This window comes from Parafrankia colletiae (assembly GCF_001854655.1).
GTDB classification, from domain to species: Bacteria; Actinomycetota; Actinomycetes; order Frankiales; family Frankiaceae; genus Parafrankia; species Parafrankia colletiae.
The window spans coordinates 84370-102290 of sequence record NZ_MBLM01000112.1 but is presented as its reverse complement, the minus strand read 5'-3'; the positions used below and the strand labels follow the sequence as shown (position 1 = coordinate 102290).

Here is a 17921-nt window from a genome sequence, read left to right as displayed (position 1 = left end):
ACCGGCACCGCCGAAGCGGCTCTCGATCTCGCAGCCGGTCTCTACCTACCCGACGCCACCGATCACCGACGAACTAACACCGAAGACCACTAGCATCCGGGTGAGCTCGTGAGACCGCTCGAGGGCGCGACTCATAGCATTGACGAGACGGCTTTCAGAGGCCGGGTTTTCCGGCGTGCTGACGAAATCCGCCAACCGTAAGGCGATCCTCGGCTCGGCTCGGAGAATCGACTCCACGGCGATCACCGAATGAGTGAGTCGGTACCGGAGATGATTGGTCTGGCGATTCCCATCCCCGATGACCACACCGCGGGATCCCCGGACCCGGACCCGGACCGCGCACGCGCGTACCCGCGCCCGTCCGGAAAGGGCCGTCCGGCTGTCGGCGAAGACGACCCGACCTCGCCGGTTTGCTGGGGGAGCGGCAACCGCCCGGCGAAACTGCTCCCGACGTAACCAGCTGGTCGGCTGCTCCAGCAGCGCCTCGAACCGGCGGGTGAAAGTGGCGCCGCGGACCGCCGGGTCGAATGACACGGTCGGATGATCAACGTGGTAGTAGCAATAATTCTTCTGGACGTTGCGCTCGCCGACCATGACGCCGTCGGCCTGTACCTCTACCGACAGGTCGACCTCATCGTGCCGCCCGGTCGTCAGGACGCGGAGGTCGTCAGCGGCTCCGCTGTGCGCGATCTTGATCAGTTCGTCGTCCCGGTCGGTATCCACCGTCGCCCCCGCCGTCCGCCTGGTTGCCACTATTTCATCTCAACGGCCTCGGCGCGGCGGATTGGCGTTGAGAATGAATGGAACGGGCCGCGCGCGGCGCGGGCAACTCTAGGACCCAGAGGGCGGGCAGATGATCGAGCGGCTCACGGACGGCGAGGTCCAGGCGTTGGCGGATGCCTTCACGACTCCCCTCTCGGCACGCCAGGTCCTGGATGCCGCGGGTCTTACCGTCGCGCGGCAGCCCAGTTGGGGCGACACGACACCTCTACAGTTCTGGCGCGAGATCAACTCGAAGCTCGGCGCCGGGATCCTGCTGGACGGCCGCCGCCGGGTGCTCGCCGCGGCGGCGGCCGAGCTCCCCGCGAATCCGGTCTTCGCCCGGCCGAATGCGGATGGTCCCGCTGATGCGTGTGCGCCAGGCGGCCAGGACCGGCCTCGTCGCCCGGCCGGCGAGACTCGGACCGGTGCGCCCGGTTCGCCGACGTACTCGGTCAGCGTCACAGACTCGACCGGCGTCATGGTTGGGACCGGTCACACCCAGACTCTGAACTTCGGTCTGATGCCGGACGATACGGACCGTCTCTGACGACGACGCGGGGCGGTCGTCAATCCCATGGATTCTCGTCGGTGCGGCGGCCGGCACTGTTGTGGATCAGCGTAGGGCTGCGGTGATGTCGCGGTGGGCCCGGGCCAGGGCCTCCTCCGGGGTGACCTCCCCGCCCAAGGCGAGGTTGACATGCGTGTAGACCGCGCGGCTGATCTGCTGGTATCGAGGGGTGCTGGCCGGGCGGGCGACGGATCGGGCGTCGCGGGTGACCGCCAGTACCGGACTGTCGTTGACGAGTGTCCGGTCGGCGAGCACCGAGCGGTTCGCTGGCATCTGGCCGTAGCGTGACAGCGTTCGCTGCGCCGGCACGCTGGTCATCCACTCGATGAAGGTGCGGACCGCGGCGATCTTGCTGGTGTGCGGATTGACGAACATGCTCCAGCCGCCGACCGCGGAGAACCCGGGCGCCGGCGCACCGGCGAAGGTCGGCAAGGATGTCGCCGCGTAGCCTTCCGGATTGGTGCCGATGGCCGTGTCGGCGGTGTTCCACCCCCGCATGAACGCCACCTTGCCGTCGTTGAAGAGCTTCGTGGCCAGCGGTTCCCGCAACATCGTCAGATCGGGGTGGGTGATTCCCCGCTCCACGAGCCCGCGCATGAGACGCAGCGCCCGCACACAGGCCGGACTGTCGATTGTCGACCGGGTGCCGGTCTCGTCGAGCGTCCGGCCGCCGGCGCTCGCGGCGAACTCCGTCCACACACAGGTCAGTCCCTCGTAGGCGGCACCCTGCCAGGCGAGCCGGTACTCCGTGCGGCCGACATCCCGCAGCATGGTGGCGGTCTCCTCGAGTTCCTCCCAGGTGGTGGGTGGCCTGCGGCCGACCTGCGCGAGCAGGTCCGGCCGGTAGTAGAGAACTCCGCGGTTGGCGAAGTAGGGCGCCGCGTAGATGCGTCCGCGGTAGGTGGACGCGGCGAGTGCCACCGGATCGAAACGGTCCCAGAAATTCTGGTCGAACTCGTCGTCGAGCGGCATGGCGAGTTGTTCCGCGGCGAACTCGGCGGGCCAGATCACGTCGCCGAGGTACACGTCCGGTTCTCCGGTGCCGGCACGTACCGCCTGGATCAGCGCCTGCCGTGTCGCGTCGGTGCTGAACGGCACCAGGCGCAGGTCCACGGTGATGTCGGGATGAGCCTTCTGAAAGGCGCTGATGAGCACCTGGCGTGAATCGGTCAGGTTCTGGTCGTTCGAGTTGGCCGCCCACCGGATACGGCGGCGGTCCGGATCATCCACGGGGTCGTCGCCGTCGCCGAGCACCTGGGAGAGTGCCAGGCCGCCCGGGATGCCGACCACGACGGCCACGGCCGCCGCTCGTATCGCCCGGCGACGGTTCAGCCCTGTCCGCTCGTCTCCACCGTCGCCCGCGCGATCCGTGGGATCCGTGGGATCCGTGGGATCCGCGCCGGGGGGCGGTACCGGGGAGGCGCTCATCGGCAGGTCCGCCGGTAGTCGTCGCCGGGCATGTACCGCGACCATTCCTCTTCGCTCAGGGCCGGGGCGACCGCGCAGATCTCGTTGGCGACCCGGTCCGGGTCGGTCAGCCAGGTCACCAGGTTCCCGTCGTGGTCCGTCGTGATCAGCGTCGAGCCGTCCGCGCTGAAGACGACCGCGCTGGCGTCCCGCCCGGTCAGCAGGGCGTACAGATCACCGGTGCGGGTGTCCCAGACCCGGACGGACCCGTCCGTGTACGCGCCGGCGAGCAGGGTGGCGTCGGGGCTGAAGGCGACGGAGACCACCGCCTGGTCCGTGCCTGTCAGCGTTCTGCCCGTGCCCTCCTGGCGGTAGGGCTGGCCCGGGGCCGGCCGGCTCACCGTCCACAGCCGGACCGTCCCGTCATCCGACCCGCCTGCCAGCATGGTTCCGTCGGTGCTGATCGCCAGCGACTTCATCGGGCCAGGGCCACGCAGGTCGACCCGCTCCGGATCCGACGTGCCGAGGTCCCACAGGCCGACCCAGCCGTCGTCGCTCGCGCTGGCGACGGTGCGCCCGTCGGGCATGAACCGGACCGCGTTGACCACGTTCTCGTGCCGGTACAGGGGTGGGCCCAGCTGCCCGGTGTCCGCGTTCCCGAGGCGAACCGTGTTGTCGGTTCCGCCAATGACGACGCGCTGCTCCTGCGGATGGAAGTCCACCGCGTTGACGACGGACACGTCCGCGTCGCGGTCGCTGCGCGGCATGTCGTCGGTCAGCTCCGTCGGCGGGGTCCGCCCAGTCGGATCGAAGATCCCCGTTGCTGCCCCCCGCGAAGCCGCGAGCCGTGACCCGTCGCTGTTGAAGGCCAGCGCGTTCGCGGCCCACGGGCCCTCCGCGGTGGTGACGTCGGCCGGGTCAGCGGGCGGCTCGATCGAGGAGAGGTACACCGGTGGGTCGGTCCCCCACAGTTCGATCGTGCGATCCGTCCCGGCGGTCGCGACGGTGGGAGAACCGGCGTCCACCGACCCCGTCCGGGGAGCTGCCATGCGGCGGGTCAGGGCGACCGATCCGACGGCCGGCGGCCGGTCCCGCGGTGCCGGCCGGGAGAGGTGCCACAGACCGGTCACCCCGTCGGCGCCGGAGCCGCTCAACGTGTGAGCGTCGGGACTGAAGGCCAGGCTCAGGACGGCCTCCGATGGCCCGGACAGGGCCGTCAGAACGGTCCGGGAAGCGACGTCCCAGATCCGGACCGAGCTGTCGTCGTCGCCGCTGGCCAGCACCTCCCCGCCCGGCGAGAACGCGACCGCGCCGACGGCGCCGGTGTGCCCGGGGAACGTCGCGAAGAGGGCCGGCCGCCCGGGATCGGACATCCGCCACACGCGCACCGTCCGGTCGTCGCTGCCGACCGCGAGCAGGTCCTCGACCGGTGAGAACGTCACCGCGCGGGCGGTGGCGGCGTGCCCCGGCAGCACGGAGAGCGGGGCCCGCGGCGAGCGTGTGCCCGGCGCGGTCGCCGGCCGCGCGGTCGCGGCGGGCCCAGGAGTCGCGGCGGTCCCCGGGGGCCCCGTGGGCCCAGCGGTGACGGCGGGGGGTCCGGCGGCGAGAAGAGTCCGCGTGTCGAAGATCGAGACTGTCGCGTCCGTGCCGGCTGCCGCGAGCAGTGCCCCGGTCCGGTTGAAGGCCACGGTGCCCACCGGGCCGGGACCGACCCTGGCCAGGCCCACCTCGTGCAGATCCGTCGTGGCCAGCAGGTACACGTTCCCGTTGGCGGACGCGACGGCCAGCACCTCCGCGTCCGGATGGAACGCGACCTCGTTCGCGGCCTCGCCGGTGGGGCGGTTCCGCTGGAGCAGCCGCTGGCTCTCGACGTCCCAGAGACTGACCGTGCCGTCCTGCTCTCCGGCAGCGAGCAGCCTGCCGTCGGCGCTGAACGTGATCGAGTAGACCGGCGATCCGTGCTCCAGGGTCATCAGCGGCGGACGCCGTGTCGACGTCGTGCTCCACACCCGCACCACACCGGTGTGCTCGGCGGTCGCCATCCGATGGGTGCGCAGGGGTGCGTAGGCGACCGCGTGCACAGGTCCGCCGGCGCGGGGGAGCGTGTCGGCGTAGTAGGACGCCTGAACGCTGAGCAGATTGCCGCGGGCCTGCACGGTCGGCGCGATCCGGTAGGCCTCGATGCTCAGCAGCAGAGACACCCGCGGATCACTCTGGCGCAGCGCGACCGCCTCCTGGATGAGCCCCCGGCTGACCGCCAGCCGCCGCTCACGCAGCGCCGAGCGGCTCATCGCCGTGGCGACCGTGGCGCCGATGAGGGCCGCGACCAGCAGCAGGGCCAGAACACTGATGGCGCGGGCCCGCAGGCGGCGGTCCCGGCGGACGCTCGCGCGCAGGAACTCGACTGCGTCCGCGCTCAGATCCGAGGTGGCCGCCACGGGCTGGTTCACCCGCCGCTGCCCACCGCCGTGGGACGGCCCCCGACCCCGCACGAGAATCCGCCTCCTCGCCGGCGTCCGGCCCGTCGGTTCGTCAGAGGCGCTGTCGGCGGGATCCGGCGGGGGACTGGCTGCCAGGAAGGCCCGCAGCTGCGGGCGGGTCCACAGCAGCGACGCGGGCCGCCCCGCCTCCCGCCAGTGCGTCGCGTCGCGTTCGATCTCGTGCCGTTGGCGCAGCGTCGCAGCCTCGGCAGCGATGCGCTCCGCCAGCGGAGGCCAGGCCGTCAGAAACGCCTCATGGGCGACACTGAGCACAGTCCGGTCGCCCACGACCTGGGTCGTCACCAGGCGCTGCACGACGAACGGCTCGAGATGGGTCCGCTGGACCGGGGTAAGCGTGGCCCGGTCGACCCCGACCCGGATCGACTGGCCGCGGTTGTCGATGCTCACCAGCCGCAGCAGGGTGGTGAGCACCTGCTCCTCGGTCGTGACCGCCGGCCGGGCGGCCTGGGCCAGCGCCAGGTCCGCCTGGTGGATGATCGTCCCGCGGACCCCGCCGAGCTGGTGGTACGCACCGGTGGTGATCCGGCCGCCGCGCTCCAGATCCGTGGCGAGCTTCCAGAGGGTGAAGGCCAGCAGCGGCAGCGCCGTGCCGATCGCGGTGTCGGTGACCATGCGGGCCAGCAGGTCGTTGTCGAAATGCAGGCCGGCCTCCCGCGCTGGCTCCTCGATCACCATCCGCAGCGCGTCGCGGGACAGCGGCTCCAAGAAATGCCAGGTCACCGGAACGTCCCGTAAGGCCGCGTCGGCTCGGAGCAGGCCCTCGTACTCGGACCGGAAGGTGCCGACGATCTGCAGGCGTCGGCTGGAGGCACCCCCCACCAGATCCGCAAACCGGGCCCGCCGCCCGGCCGAGGTCGTGACCAGCAGTTCCTCGAACTGGTCGATGACCAGGAGCAGATGCTCGCAGGGTGGCCGCGCGGCGAGAATCTCGTCGACCAGGCCGAGGAACGAACGCCGGTCGCCCAGCCGCGCGCCGATATCCTCCCGCCGCCACCCGAGGCCGAGCCGGTTCGACGCAAGGAGAAAAGCATTCGCCAACGCACCGACCGGGTCTTCCCCCGGAGTCAGCACGGGCAATGCCCGCCAACCCTGACGATCCAGGACCGTGGGCCGGATTCCGGCTTTGAGCAGGGACGACTTTCCCACTCCCGACGGCCCCGAGATGAGCAGAATCCCACCGTCCGGAACCTTGTCGTCCCCGTCGATCGCCGCGGTAATCCTGGCGAGTACCTGCTGCGTGTCCCCGTCGCGGCCGAAGAAGACCGACCGCCGGTCATCCGTGAACGCCTCCAGGCCCGGATACGGGTTCCGGCCCTCGGCCCAGCCACGGCCACTTCCCAGATCGACCCGGACCAGTTCGTCGAGCACCGCCTGCGCGGCCCGATCCGGATCCGCGACGTAGTCGAGATAGTGCAGAGAACTCAGCAGCGGGAGTGCGACGCCCTGTTCCGCGAGCAGCGGCAGCAGAACCGCGCTGCGCGAGCGGGCGACGGCGAGCTCCGCGAGGCACCAGCTTGACACCACATAGCGGGAAGTGACCACCGCCACGAGGGCGTCGGCCGCCCGCAGTTCCCGGTACAGGCGCTGTTCCCAGTCCTCACCGATCCGCACTCCCCGGTCCGGATCGGTGTCGAGGAACACGTGATGCCCGGCCTCGGTTATCCGTTCGCGTAACAGCCCGCCGACGGCTGCGTCCCCACGCGCGTAACTGATGAACACTCTCGCCATCAGGCCCCCTCGGCCGGGGCTGTGGCCCCCGGCCTCAGGGAACGGTAGCGCGATCACGGAGCAACCAGAACACCGGGAGGCGGTCCGGCCAGACCGGAAAGACAGGGAGAATCAGGATGACAACGCCGTGCTCATCCAGCCGCCTCGTCACGTGACCACCGACCGGGGCCGAGCAGCCCCGCTCACCGAAACCGCCCACCGACACAGCTGCGGAGTCGGTGGGCGGCGGGGTACGCCGGGGCGGGGCGGGCTCCGCACAGTGGCCCCAGGCCTCCGCGAGCACCCCGGCCGCGGATGACCCACTTCAGTCCGGACTTCGGTATCAGGCCGACGCAATGCGGTATCAGGCCGACGCAATGTCGCTCCGCCGCGCTCGCCATCTTGTGCGACGGCGCGATGCACCCCGTGATCCCAGATGTCAGAACTGGACGTCCGGGGCGTCGGGGAGGCCGAGGGCGGCCAGGAACGTGAAAAGCGCCTCTTCGGCGAAATCGGAGGCGGTGTCCAGGGCGGCGGCCACGGCCGCGGGGTCGGGGATGAGGCCGGCTTCGATCGCCCACGCGACGGCGGAGGGGGCGGATCGGGCCCCGGGCGGACCAGCGGTCGCGTAGAGGTGGTCGAGAGCGAGCCGCTCGCGTCGCCTGTAGTCAGCCGTGCTCTCGGTGTGCCGGATGCCGTTCTCGTCCCAGTGCTGGCGCGGCCCGTCCTCGGGCAGGAGACGCCAGGTGATGTTGTCTGCCATGATCCAGCCACCCCAGCGGCCGGTGCGGGGGCTGTGGCCGAGGAGCTGCGCGCCCTCGCTGTGTTTGATGACGGCGACCAGCACAGGGTGCCCGGACTGCTTGGTCAGCCCTTGGAGCAGGCCGTCCCAGGCGCGGGGGAGATCTGGCGAGTTCCAGCCGTCGGGGCCGTGCTCGATCTGGACGACCTGCCATCCGCCCGTCCCGTGCCAGTGCCAGCTCGCCTTCGCTGCCGACGGTCGCAGCGCGGGGAGCTCGGTCAGCGGCCGGCCCGCACGCCCCACGACGTAGGTGCCCCAGAAACCCACATTCCCTCCAGGTCGGCGCCGGTGCTTCAGACCGGCCTACCGCCACTGATCGTAGGCAGCGGAGATCATGAAACGGCCCCGGGACGTGTGGTCTCTTGCTGGGCGTCAAAAGGGGCTGTGGTGCTCGCGGTGATGCCGGCCAACCGGGTGCGGGGCCGGAAGAAGCGGGATGCGCCCGCCGCCGATGCCGAGCTGCGGCATGTCGCGACGGCTGGGTCACTCGACCGCCGAGGCACGGCGGAGCTACTCCACCCTGCGATGCGCCGGCCGCCCGCGGTCACACCCCGATGGTTCTGCCGGTGCCGCAGTACTCCGTCATGTCCTGCGAGGGGCATGCCCTGCGGGCGGATTCGATAGTCTGTTCAGGTTATGACGCACGCCCTTGTGGTAGACGCCACCTCGGTCGGGCGGCCCAGGATGGCGGCATACCCGGCCTGGCTGGCGGCTGATCGGTGAGTGTCGAGGTCGACTGTTGATGAGTGACGCTGCGCAGGCTCGACCAGAGGTCGCACCGAGTCCGCCGGAGGCGGGACGGGCCCGCCGCGCCGATGCCGCGCGCAACGAGCGGCGACTGCTCGAGGTGGCGGTCGCGACGTTCGAGAGCGAAGGCGTCGACGTGCCTCCGGAGAACATCGCCAAACTGGCCGGGGTCGGCGTCGGCACGTTGTATCGGCACTTCCCCACCCGTCGCGCCCTGCTGGCCGCCGTTGTCGCGGAACGGTTCGCCGAGCTCGCGGTACATGCCGACGAGCTGCTCGCGGAGCCGGGCGCGGAGCCCGGCGGCGCCGTGCGTGGCTGGCTGCTGGAGCTGGTCGCCGCAGTGGGCAGGTTCAGGGGCCTCGCCGCGCAGTCTGCCGGGATCATGGCCCACGAGGAGCGGGTGGCGGCTCCCTGTGCAGCCATGCACGAGTCCTTCGGCCGGCTGGTCTACCGCGCGAAGCGGGCGGGTGTCCTGCGGCACGACGTGTCGATCGAGGATCTGCTGTTGCTGTCGTGCTCCGTCGCGTGGGCGRCCGAGCAGGTCCAGGGCGGCGGTGCGTACGCCGAACGGTTGCTTGTCCTGGCTTTGGAAGGCGTTGAAAAGGCAAAGCGATAGCCTGTTCCGTATGCAGCTCGCCCCCCGTGCACTCTCCTCCACCGACGTCGAGGCCATCAGGCAGACGATCGCGCTCGCGAACCACATCGTCGACAACATGCGGGGCGACCTGTTCGGCAGGGTCTTCACGGCCGATCTGCAGTTCGTGATCACGACCGACGGTGGCGACCAGGTGCTCACGCTGGACGAGTTCCACCAGCAGCTGCGCCAGCTTCCCACCGATTATCCGCGTCCCGACCACCACACCCAGGACCTCGTCCTGTTCGAGAACGCGGACGGGTCGGTGCGGGCCCGTAGCCGCTACCTCGCGGTGCGGCCGGATGCGACGGTCACCTCCGGTGACTGCCTCGACATCCTGGTCTGCACGGAGGAGGGCTGGCGGCTGCGGTACCGCCGGCTGGTCAAGCGGATCCCGCAGCCTGAGGGCGGCCCCTACCCGGCGTCGCTGTCGGATGACTGGTGGCCCGCCACCATCTGACTGGGCCAGTACTGCCTGGATGGGCTCTGGGCTGGGTCTGGGAGGCTGCCGTCCCGCCGTCCCGGACCTGGTCCCTTTCCTGCTTGTGGTCCCGGCCGCTGCCCTGGGTGCTGTCCGGCCGACGTGACAGGAGTTGCCTGAAAGCGGTCCCCGCTGTTTGTTGGCCGGGCGGGTGGACGCTGCGGCTGTCGGCCCGGGACGGTGCCCGGGCGCGGGTGGTTCGCCCCCCGGACGCTGTGGGTGTGGGTGTGGGTGTGTGGTGGTGATGGCTGCCGGCGCGGGGCTCCATCGTCTCTTGCGGGCCTCGGGACGTCCTCAGGTCGCTGACCTGCGGTTCTCCTGTCCCCGTAGGAGGCGGAGAGTTCCGGAAGCCGCCTAAAGGGTCAGCAGTGTCAAGTCGGATCGCACACCACGCGGGTCGATGCGTTCCGTGGCAGCCGATTCCGTCGTTTCTTCGGTGGTCACAACCGGCCGGTACGCGCGATCACCTGGCTGGCGAAGTCGAGCATCTGGTCAAGGCTGGTGAACACCGCGAAGGCATCGAAGAACGCCTCATCAACACCGGACTCGGCGTACCGCTGCAACTTGTCCGCGAGCGAGCCGACGGACGTGCCCGGTTCGAGGTTGATCCGCATGGCCGTCTTCAGCGCGTCGGGATCGCGGCCGGCGTCCTGCGCCGCTCGGCGCGCGATCGACCACAGGCGGTCGGCGCCCTCGTCCCGACCGTTGATCGACGCGGCGGCCGGCAGCCCGTCGAACCCGAGCCAGCCGACCCCGCTGCGGCCGACCCGGCGCATCGCGGCCTCGCTGGCACCGCCGATCCAGATGGGTGGCCCGCCCGCCTGGACCGGACGCAGGTCGGCGTGGACCGGTGGCAAGGTGAGGAACTCGCTGTCCCAGGACACGGGATTGGTCGTCCACCACGCGTGCAGGAACGCCAGCATGTCATCGAGCATCCTGCCGCGCCGGTGCCAGTCCGCGTTGCGGGCGATGTCGTACTCCTGCTTCATCCACCCCAGCCCCACACCAACGCCAAGGCGGCCGTCGCTGAGCACGTCGAGCGTGGTCAGCAGCCGGGCCAGGTGCGGCGACTGGTAGTAGAACGTGCTGAGCGTGCTGGCGTTCAGGCGCATCCGGCTGGTCGCCGCCGCGGCGACGGTCCAACAGCAGCACCGGATCGAGGGAGCGGGTCATCTGCGGCCCGTGGGCCAGATAGCTGCTGTCCACATCAACCGGCGTGACCAGGYGATCGCCGACCCACAGGGTGTCGTAGCCAAGGTCCTCGAGTCCGCGGCAGAACGCGCTCAGGCCGGGGGCGCCGCTGACGGCGGGCCCGACAATGGGAATCACGAAACCGAGCTTCATCGCGAGATTCTCCTCGGGCAGGATCGTTCGCCAACATTGATATCCGACATCGGCGAGTCGGTGATCCGTCAACCATTGTCAGGGCGCACGGCGCCCTGTTCGCCGACTGCTCGGCCCCGACTGCTCGGCCCCGGGGGCTCAGCCGGTGAATTCGTTGACGCCGAGGGCGAAGTCCCAGTGGCCAACCCCGTTGCCGGCGAGGCCCACCGTGACCACGCCCACTCCTTCCAGCCAGTGCGCCATTTTCAGGCCGCCGACGTCCAGCGGGCGCAGCCCGAGGCTCTCGATGAATGCCGCCACGCCCGCCTTGGCCTGCGCATTGTCGCCAGCGATGAAGACGTTGGGCCGGCCCTTCTCCAGGACATTACGGAAGATGGTGTTGAATGCCTTCACCACGCTGGCGCTGGCCGGGGCCACCTTGGCGACTTCCTGCGCGATCGAGGTCTCCTCGCTGTGGGCCAGTCCGTCGAACGTGGCGTTGAAGGGGTTGCTGATGTCGACGATGACCTTGCCCGCGAGGGCGTCTCCGTACTCGGCGACGACCGGAACGACACCGTCGTACAACAGGGCCGTGATGATGATGTCCCCGGCCGGGACGGCGCCCCACCTGCCCGTCGTCGCGCCGCCGCCCAGAGCCTTGGCCAGGTCATCGGCCTTGGACTGATCGCGTCCCATGACCTCGACGGTGTTGCCGCCCGCCACCGCGAGCGTGCCGATGGTACGGGCCATGTTCCCCGTACCGATGAGGGTGATGCTGCTCATGAGGTGTGCTCTCTTCCTTTTCTCGAGGTGTCGCTCTGTCTCGTTCGCGCCGGGTCAGGGGCAGGGCGTCGGTCGCGACGTTTCTGGGCCGTGTATGAGACCCGGTCGGCGCGCCGACCCGCAGGTCCGGGTCGGCGTGCCAGATCATCAGGGCAATGAACTCCCGAACTGAGAACTGATCTCGTTCACGGCTTGTGGTCGGCCATCCCGACGATGCGGTCCAGCAGGGACGCGTCCGGCGGGACGGGCACCGCCGCACCCCAGGAGGCCCGGCGCTGGGGTCCTGCCACGCCGTGGCCAGCGCGCGCACGTGCTGGCCGATCAGCTCGCGGGACGAGTCGCCCGGCTCCTCGGCGGCCTCGCGGCGAGCCAGTGCGCCGAGCCGAATGGCCGAGGTTTTCACATGGCCGAGCAGATCGGCGACGGTGAAGTCGTCGCACGGGGTGGCGCCGGCCAGTCGGTCGGTAGACACCGACCGGTGTCCACGAATCATCGACAGCACGCGAATCCGGCGCCCGCGCAACACTTCGGCGTGTTGCGGATGTCCGCGTTCGAGATCAGTTCGTTGTGGCGACTGGGTTGTTGTGGGGTGTGCCCGCGGAATTCCTGGTGTGTGGTTCAGATGGCTGTGGTGCCGCCGTCGGTGACCAGTTCCAGGCCGTTGACGTAGCTGGAGTCGTCGGAGGCGAGGAACAGGGCGACGGTGGCGATTTCTTCGGGGCGGCCCATCTTTCCGCGGGGGATGAGGGACTCGAATGCGGCCTTGGTTGCCTCGTCGAACAGTTCTTCCTGTTTGGCGGTGGCGACCTGGCCGGGGGTCAGGACGTTGACCCGGATCTTGCGGTCGCGCAGTTCGTTGAGCCAGACGCGGGCCCAGGCCTGCTGGACGGCTTTGCTTCCCGCGTAGAGGCTCCAGCCGGGGAAGGCGCCGAGGGAGGCGTTGGATCCGGTCATGAAGATCGAGCCGTTGTCGTTGATCAGCGGCAGTGCCTTCTGTACGGTGAACAGGGTGCCGCGCGCGTTGAGCCAGAAGGCGCGGTGGAACTGTTCCTCGGTGATCTCGCCGAGGACGGCGGATTCGCCCATCCCGGCGCTGGCCCACAGCACGTCGATCGAGCCCTTTTCCCGCTTGACGGTGTCGTACAAGCGGTCCAGGTCGTCCAGTTCGGCCGCGTCACCCTGGACGGCGGTGACGTTGCGGCCGATCAGCTTGACGGCGTCGTCCAGTGCTTCCTGCCGCCGGGCCTGGATGAAGACGTGCGCTCCTTCCTCGACGAACAGCTTGGCGCCGGCCAGTGCCATGCCGGTGGATCCGCCGGTGATCACCGCTACCTTGCCGTCGAGCTTTCCCACGATCGCTCCGTTGAATTGATGGGTATCCGAAACAGCTCGGTTCTTATATACACCAGACTGTGTACGTAACGTACCCGATGGCTGGTCGGAGCGCAAGCTACATACACCGGTCGGTACCGACCTCGCCGTGGGACGCCCGGTGCGCCATGGCGCACCGACGATCATCGGGACCGCTCTCGCCGTGCGAAATCTCCGTCATCGCGATGGGCGCACGGTCCAGGAATATGTACACCGTACTGTATGCTTAACGTAACGGATGATCAGCCCGAACGCAAGCTATGTAGACCGGTCTGTACCGAACGGTCTATGCTGGAGGCATGACGGAGTTGGAGAAAGGCCCCCTGGGCCGGCGCCGCGGCAGGGGTGCACGCGAGCGCATCCTCAGCGCGTCACAGCAGCTGTTCCGCGATCAGGGCATCAACCGCACCGGCATGGACCAACTCTGCGCCGTGGCCCAGGTGTCCAAGCGCACGGCCTACCAGCACTTCACCAGCAAGGACGAACTCGTCGCCGAATACCTGCGCCGATTCGATCCCGACGTCATGCCCGGAGTGTTCGACCGCACCGACCTCACACCCCGCGAACGACTCCTCGCCGCCTTCGAGATACCCGCCTCCACGCCCCTGTGCCCCTACCTCGCGGCGGCCGTCGAACTCCACGACCCCCAACACCCCGCATCCCAGTACGCACGCGACTACAAGACCACCATCGCCGCGCGGCTCACCGAAACCGCCCGCGAAGCCGGCGCCACCAACCCCGAACAACTCGGCGAACAACTGGCACTGCTCATCGACGGCGCCTCGGCCCGCACCCGAGTCCTCAACAGCGAATCCTTCCCCACCGCCGCCGCCATCGCCGCCGTCCTCATCGACAACGCCATCCCCGCGTCATCTCCTCGGCAGCCCAGCGATGACCGCGGAACTACCGGGTCTGCTCCCGTTCCGGTGGGAGGCCAATGACGGCCCGATCACGCCTCGTCGGCCGGAAGACGACGTCGAGTTCGGCGCGGCCGGAGCGGTAGCTGCCGGGACTCGGGCTGGAGAGCGGGTCGCGAGATCTGGCCGCGGCCATCCGTACGTGTCGTCGAACTGTGTCAGATTGCGGAGGGCGGGCCGACCGTCGAACCCTGACGGCCGGGCTCCGGGTTGACGGCCACCGACCGTCTGACAGCGGGCCGGTCACCCCGAGGCTGGCCGGCGTCAGGGACCCGCCGGCGGGTCCCTGACGCCCGGAGTGCTGCTGACGTCAGGGAGCTGCCGCCAGCAGCGCCAGAGCTTCCTCGCGGGACGGGCCCATCGTGACCGCGCCCGCCTGGGTCTGCGCCCGCGCGGCCTCCGCCTTGGCCCGCACCACCGGGTCGTCGAACAGGGTCTCCACCGGTTCGAGCAGGGCCATCCTGCGCATGAGCGCACGGAGCAGGTCGGGATCCTTCGTCGCCGCGGGGATCAGGCCGCGGGTGATGAGGTCCTCCTCCTCGGCCGCGTCGACGTCGGCGTCGGGCACGGTCTCGCCGCGCCACCGGTAGGACCGCAGCCGGTCCATCGTCGAGGCGGACCGGTACAGCGACGCCGCCTCGGCTTCGACGCTGTCGTAGTAGGCCGCGGTCAGGGCCGGGATGTCTTCGCCGCGGCGGGCGAGCGTGTCGGCGGCCGCGGCGGCGTGGGTCAGCGCGATCGACGCGCCCCAGCCGAAGAACGGGTTCGTCGTGCACAGGGCGTCGCCCAGGACGAGCAGCCCCGCCGTCAGCGGGACGCCGTCGACCACGAAGTGCCGGCGCTGGTTGGTGAGTCCGGCCATCACCTGGACGTCCTGGACGGGAACGCCTCCCGTGACGGGATCAACCCAGCCGGCGATGGCCGGCACGGCGCCCGCGAGCCGCTCCCAGGCCCAGTTGTGCCGAAGGACCTTGAACTCCTTGTCCCAGGGCGGGCCGCCGATCGCGACGCCGTAGGTGCCGTGGTCGCCCGGAAACGTCCAGCAGATCACGTAGCCGAGGTCGGCTCGGGGAAAGCCGCTCGTCACCGGCCCGTCGCCGGTCGCGCGCAGGTAGCGGGAGTAGTAGGTGAACTCGCACGCCTGGCGGTCCGCCGGCACGTCGACGCCGGCGCTCGCGAGCCACCCGGTGACCGGGGACCGGCGGCCACCGCAGTCCAGGACGATGTCGGCGGCCAGCGTCGCGCCACCGGTCAGCCGCACGCCTTCGACCCGCGGGCGGCCCTCGCTCGACAGCAGCAGTCCCTCGGCCCGCGCCGGAGTGACCAGCCGGATGCGGGAATCGGCCTCGACACTGCGGCGCAGCGCGAGTTCGAACGCCGGCCGCCGGGAGAGAACCGCGGTGAACGCGGCGTCCTCGGGACGTTGCGCCTCCGCGGGCAGGAACGACGTCAGCGCGTTGAACATCTCGATGCCGTCGGCCTTCAGGTGCGCGAGAACCTGGGGTGCGCGGGCTTCCAGAATTCCGCGCGAGCGCGCCGAGAAACTGTGCGCGAACCTCCACTGCGGGACGGAGCGTCGTTCCCAGGCGGTGAACGCCTCGTCGCCGTCACCGATCCCGGGCATCACGTCCTGCTCCACGACGGTGACCTCGTGCCCGCCGTCGGCGAGGAACAGTGCCGCACCCAGCCCGGCGACGCCGGCGCCGATCACGGCAACCCGGCGGCCGCTCACGTCCACACCCCTCCGGGGGTGAGCCGCTCGCGCAGGTGGTAGACGAGGTCGTCGGGATGGTTGCGGCTCTGGCTGTCCGGGTGGAACGAGGCGCTCGCCGGGGRGGGCGCGGCCGGCTCGTACCGTTCGAAACCGCTGTGCAGGATCACCCGGTGGGCGATCTTCCAGCTGCCCCGGCGCTCGAAGCGGTCGAGCCAGCGAATGCCGCGCCAGTGGGTGACCTCACCCTCCGGCGTGGCGAAGACGTTGAGGGCGAGAGCGTGCGACTCGGCGAACGCGACATCCCCCTCCAGCTCGATCAGGGTGCTGGGCGCGGTGAGGAACTTCGCCGTGAGCGGGGATTTCCGCGCGAGCTCGACGATCAGCTCCGCCAGCTCGCGTGCGTTGGAGTACGGCGGGGACGGTGCCCCGATGTGATGCTCGTAGATGACGTCGTCGTGAAAGACGGTCGCCAGGGTCTCGGCGTCGAGACGTTCGATGCCGCGTGCGTAGCGCAGGACGACCTCCCGGATGTCCTGCTTGTCGAGCAGCTCCCGCAGCCGGTCCTCCGTGGACGGTGCATGCGTCGACGGTGCCAGCGTTGACGGTGACTCGTTGCCCGTCGGTYCGGCGGCCGGCGATCCAACCGTCATGTTTCCTCCACTCCGAGGTGTTTCAGTAGATCTCGGCGCAGCGCCTCGTAGGGAGTGCTGCCGCGGTGGCTCCTGCCGGCCTCCGAGGTGTCGACCTCGTACGTGAACGCACCGCCGTCCATCACGAGGACGCGGTGCCCGAGCAGGATCGCCTCGTCGACGTCATGCGTCACCAGGACGGCGGCGGCACCGTGGCGCTCGGCCAGATCCCGGATCAGGCCCTGCATCGTGATGCGCGTGAGGGCGTCGAGCGACGCGAAGGGCTCGTCGAGCAGGAGCAGCTGCGGCTCGCGTACCAGCGCCCGCGCCAGCGCCACCCGTTGCGCCTGGCCACCGGAGAGGCTCTTGGGCCAGGCGTCGGCGTGTGTGTCGAGCCCGACCTCGGCCAGCGCCGCCTGCGCGCGGGCCGCCGACTCACGGTTGTTCGGCAGACCGTAGCGGACGTTGAAACCGACGCGTTTCCATGGCAGCAGACGTGGCTCCTGGAAGACCACGGCCACCCGGTCGGGGACGTCGACCACGCCGACGTCGGCCTTGTCCAGACCGGCCAGCGTGCGCAGCAGCGTGGTCTTTCCGCAGCCGCTGCGGCCCAGCAGACACACGAACTCGCCGTCGGCGACGGTGAGGTCGAGATTGTCGAGAACGACAGTGGAGCCGTAGGAACGCCGCAGCCCGGACACCCGGACCGCGGGCGCGGGCGCAGGCGCGGGCGTGGGTGCGACTGTCGTCTTGGACAGGGATGTCGGCTCGGACGTGGACGGCGGCGTGAGCTCGGGCGTGGTCATCGTGCCTCCACCCCCGAGCGCCAGCCGAGGAGTACCCGTTCGAGCACCCGCACGATGACGTCCGACACGACACCGAGCACGCCGTAGAGCAGCACGCAGGTGAAGATGATGTCGGTCTGCAGATACTGCTGGGCGCTGCTGAGCAGGTACCCGATGCCGTTCCGGGAGTTGATGGTCTCAGCGATCACCAGCGCCAGCACGGAATAGGCGAGCGCGAAGCGCAGCCCCACCAGTGCCGACGGCAGGGCACCCGGCAGYAGCACATGGCGCATCGCCGTCAGCGATCCCACTTCCATCGAGTCGGACATCTCGAGCAGCTTGCGGTCGACGCCCCGTACCCCGCTGTAGACATTGAGGTACATGGGAAAGAAGCAGGCGCTGGCGATGAGCACGATCCTGGGCGTCTCCCCGATACCGAACCAGACAATGAAGAGGCCCGTCAGTGCGAACACCGGGACAGTACGCACGATCTGGATCGTGAGGTCGACCGACTCCTCCGCGAGCCGCCACAACCCTGCCGCCAGGCCGACCAGCAGCCCCAGGCCGGCGCCCAGGGCCAACCCGGCGAGCGCACGCAGGAGCGAGACTCCGACATTGTCCTGCAGCGTCCCGTCGCGGGTCAGCTCGACGAAGGTGTCAGCGATCCGTTCCGGCGAGGAGTAGAGCCGTTCGTCGATCACGTCGGTGCTGGCCAGCACCTGCCAGAGCACCAGCAGCAGAACCGGGACGCAGGCCCGGCGCAGGGTTGTGGCAATTCTCATCGGGCCCG

At 69.9% G+C, this 17921-nt stretch carries 14 protein-coding genes and 1 pseudogene; 4 read left to right on the top strand and 11 right to left on the bottom strand.

The window, feature by feature from the left end:
- Nucleotides 1-45: 45 nt before the first annotated feature.
- The gene (locus CC117_RS37455; RefSeq protein ID WP_071084493.1) at nt 46-753 is read right to left on the bottom strand and encodes a hypothetical protein; all 708 of its coding nucleotides are present in this window, start codon (nt 751-753) and stop codon (nt 46-48) included.
- A 100-nt stretch (nt 754-853) separates the two neighbouring features.
- Between CC117_RS37455 and CC117_RS14750 the strand changes: the two genes are divergently transcribed.
- Nucleotides 854-1309: an effector-associated domain EAD1-containing protein gene (locus CC117_RS14750; protein ID WP_071084491.1), complete on the top strand. Its 456-nt coding sequence runs from the start codon at nt 854-856 to the stop codon at nt 1307-1309.
- 66 nt (nt 1310-1375) lie between these two features.
- Here CC117_RS14750 and CC117_RS14745 read toward each other — a convergent pair whose 3' ends face one another.
- From CC117_RS14745 to CC117_RS14735, 3 genes are all read right to left on the bottom strand, one after another.
- Nucleotides 1376-2629: an extracellular solute-binding protein gene (locus tag CC117_RS14745; RefSeq protein ID WP_157905411.1), complete on the bottom strand. Its 1254-nt coding sequence runs from the start codon at nt 2627-2629 to the stop codon at nt 1376-1378.
- A gap of 125 nt (nt 2630-2754) precedes the next feature.
- A complete protein-coding gene (locus CC117_RS14740; RefSeq protein ID WP_084132128.1) occupies nt 2755-6966 on the bottom strand; it encodes an nSTAND1 domain-containing NTPase in 4212 nt (1403 codons plus the stop codon).
- A gap of 418 nt (nt 6967-7384) precedes the next feature.
- Complete coding sequence (locus CC117_RS14735; RefSeq protein WP_071084485.1) at nt 7385-8014, bottom strand: hypothetical protein; 630 nt, start codon at nt 8012-8014, stop codon at nt 7385-7387.
- 475 nt (nt 8015-8489) lie between these two features.
- Here CC117_RS14735 and CC117_RS14730 point away from each other — a divergent pair, with 475 nt between their 5' ends.
- Nucleotides 8490-9110, top strand: a complete 621-nt coding sequence (locus CC117_RS14730; protein ID WP_084132126.1) for a TetR/AcrR family transcriptional regulator — start codon at nt 8490-8492, stop codon at nt 9108-9110.
- 10 nt (nt 9111-9120) lie between these two features.
- Complete coding sequence (locus CC117_RS37450; protein ID WP_071084483.1) at nt 9121-9588, top strand: nuclear transport factor 2 family protein; 468 nt, start codon at nt 9121-9123, stop codon at nt 9586-9588.
- Nucleotides 9589-10049: 461 nt separating this feature from the next.
- On the opposite strand, the pseudogene CC117_RS14720 reads toward CC117_RS37450, so the two are convergent.
- From CC117_RS14720 to CC117_RS14710, 3 genes and pseudogenes are all read right to left on the bottom strand, one after another.
- A pseudogene (locus CC117_RS14720) lies at nt 10050-10953 on the bottom strand (TIGR03619 family F420-dependent LLM class oxidoreductase).
- A 138-nt stretch (nt 10954-11091) separates the two neighbouring features.
- Nucleotides 11092-11715, bottom strand: coding sequence for an NADPH-dependent F420 reductase (locus CC117_RS14715; protein ID WP_071084481.1), 624 nt, complete (start codon nt 11713-11715; stop codon nt 11092-11094).
- Nucleotides 11716-12333: 618 nt separating this feature from the next.
- On the bottom strand, nt 12334-13068 hold the full coding sequence (locus CC117_RS14710) for an SDR family NAD(P)-dependent oxidoreductase (RefSeq protein WP_071084479.1): 735 nt from the start codon (nt 13066-13068) through the stop codon (nt 12334-12336).
- Nucleotides 13069-13385: 317 nt separating this feature from the next.
- On the opposite strand from CC117_RS14710, the gene CC117_RS14705 reads away from it, so the two are divergent.
- Nucleotides 13386-14027, top strand: coding sequence for a TetR/AcrR family transcriptional regulator (locus CC117_RS14705; RefSeq protein ID WP_071084477.1), 642 nt, complete (start codon nt 13386-13388; stop codon nt 14025-14027).
- A 286-nt stretch (nt 14028-14313) separates the two neighbouring features.
- On the opposite strand, the gene CC117_RS14700 is transcribed toward CC117_RS14705, so the two are convergent.
- The 4 genes from CC117_RS14700 to CC117_RS14685 are packed head-to-tail and all read right to left on the bottom strand — an operon-like array spanning nt 14314 to nt 17913.
- Nucleotides 14314-15735, bottom strand: a complete 1422-nt coding sequence (locus CC117_RS14700; RefSeq protein WP_131803073.1) for an NAD(P)/FAD-dependent oxidoreductase — start codon at nt 15733-15735, stop codon at nt 14314-14316.
- Nucleotides 15732-16367: a nuclear transport factor 2 family protein gene (locus CC117_RS14695; protein ID WP_071084473.1), complete on the bottom strand. Its 636-nt coding sequence runs from the start codon at nt 16365-16367 to the stop codon at nt 15732-15734. The genes CC117_RS14700 and CC117_RS14695 overlap by 4 nt, the downstream gene beginning before the upstream one ends.
- The gene (locus CC117_RS14690) at nt 16364-17152 is read right to left on the bottom strand and encodes an ABC transporter ATP-binding protein (protein ID WP_198541858.1); all 789 of its coding nucleotides are present in this window, start codon (nt 17150-17152) and stop codon (nt 16364-16366) included. The genes CC117_RS14695 and CC117_RS14690 overlap by 4 nt, the downstream gene beginning before the upstream one ends.
- A complete protein-coding gene (locus tag CC117_RS14685; protein ID WP_084132125.1) occupies nt 17149-17913 on the bottom strand; it encodes an ABC transporter permease in 765 nt (254 codons plus the stop codon). Before CC117_RS14685 ends, CC117_RS14690 begins: the two co-directional genes overlap by 4 nt.
- Nucleotides 17914-17921: the final 8 nt, after the last annotated feature.

Excerpts from the sequence above, each read along its gene's own strand:
- CC117_RS14750 (WP_071084491.1), top strand. The coding sequence starts at position 854 with ATGATCGAGCGGCTCACGGACGGCGAGGTCCAGGCGTTGGCGGATGCC.
- CC117_RS14740 (WP_084132128.1), bottom strand. The coding sequence starts at position 6,966 with ATGGCGAGAGTGTTCATCAGTTACGCGCGTGGGGACGCAGCCGTCGGC.
- CC117_RS37450 (WP_071084483.1), top strand. The coding sequence starts at position 9,121 with ATGCAGCTCGCCCCCCGTGCACTCTCCTCCACCGACGTCGAGGCCATC.
- CC117_RS14715 (WP_071084481.1), bottom strand. The coding sequence starts at position 11,715 with ATGAGCAGCATCACCCTCATCGGTACGGGGAACATGGCCCGTACCATC.
- CC117_RS14705 (WP_071084477.1), top strand. The coding sequence starts at position 13,386 with ATGACGGAGTTGGAGAAAGGCCCCCTGGGCCGGCGCCGCGGCAGGGGT.
- CC117_RS14690 (WP_198541858.1), bottom strand. The coding sequence starts at position 17,152 with ATGACCACGCCCGAGCTCACGCCGCCGTCCACGTCCGAGCCGACATCC.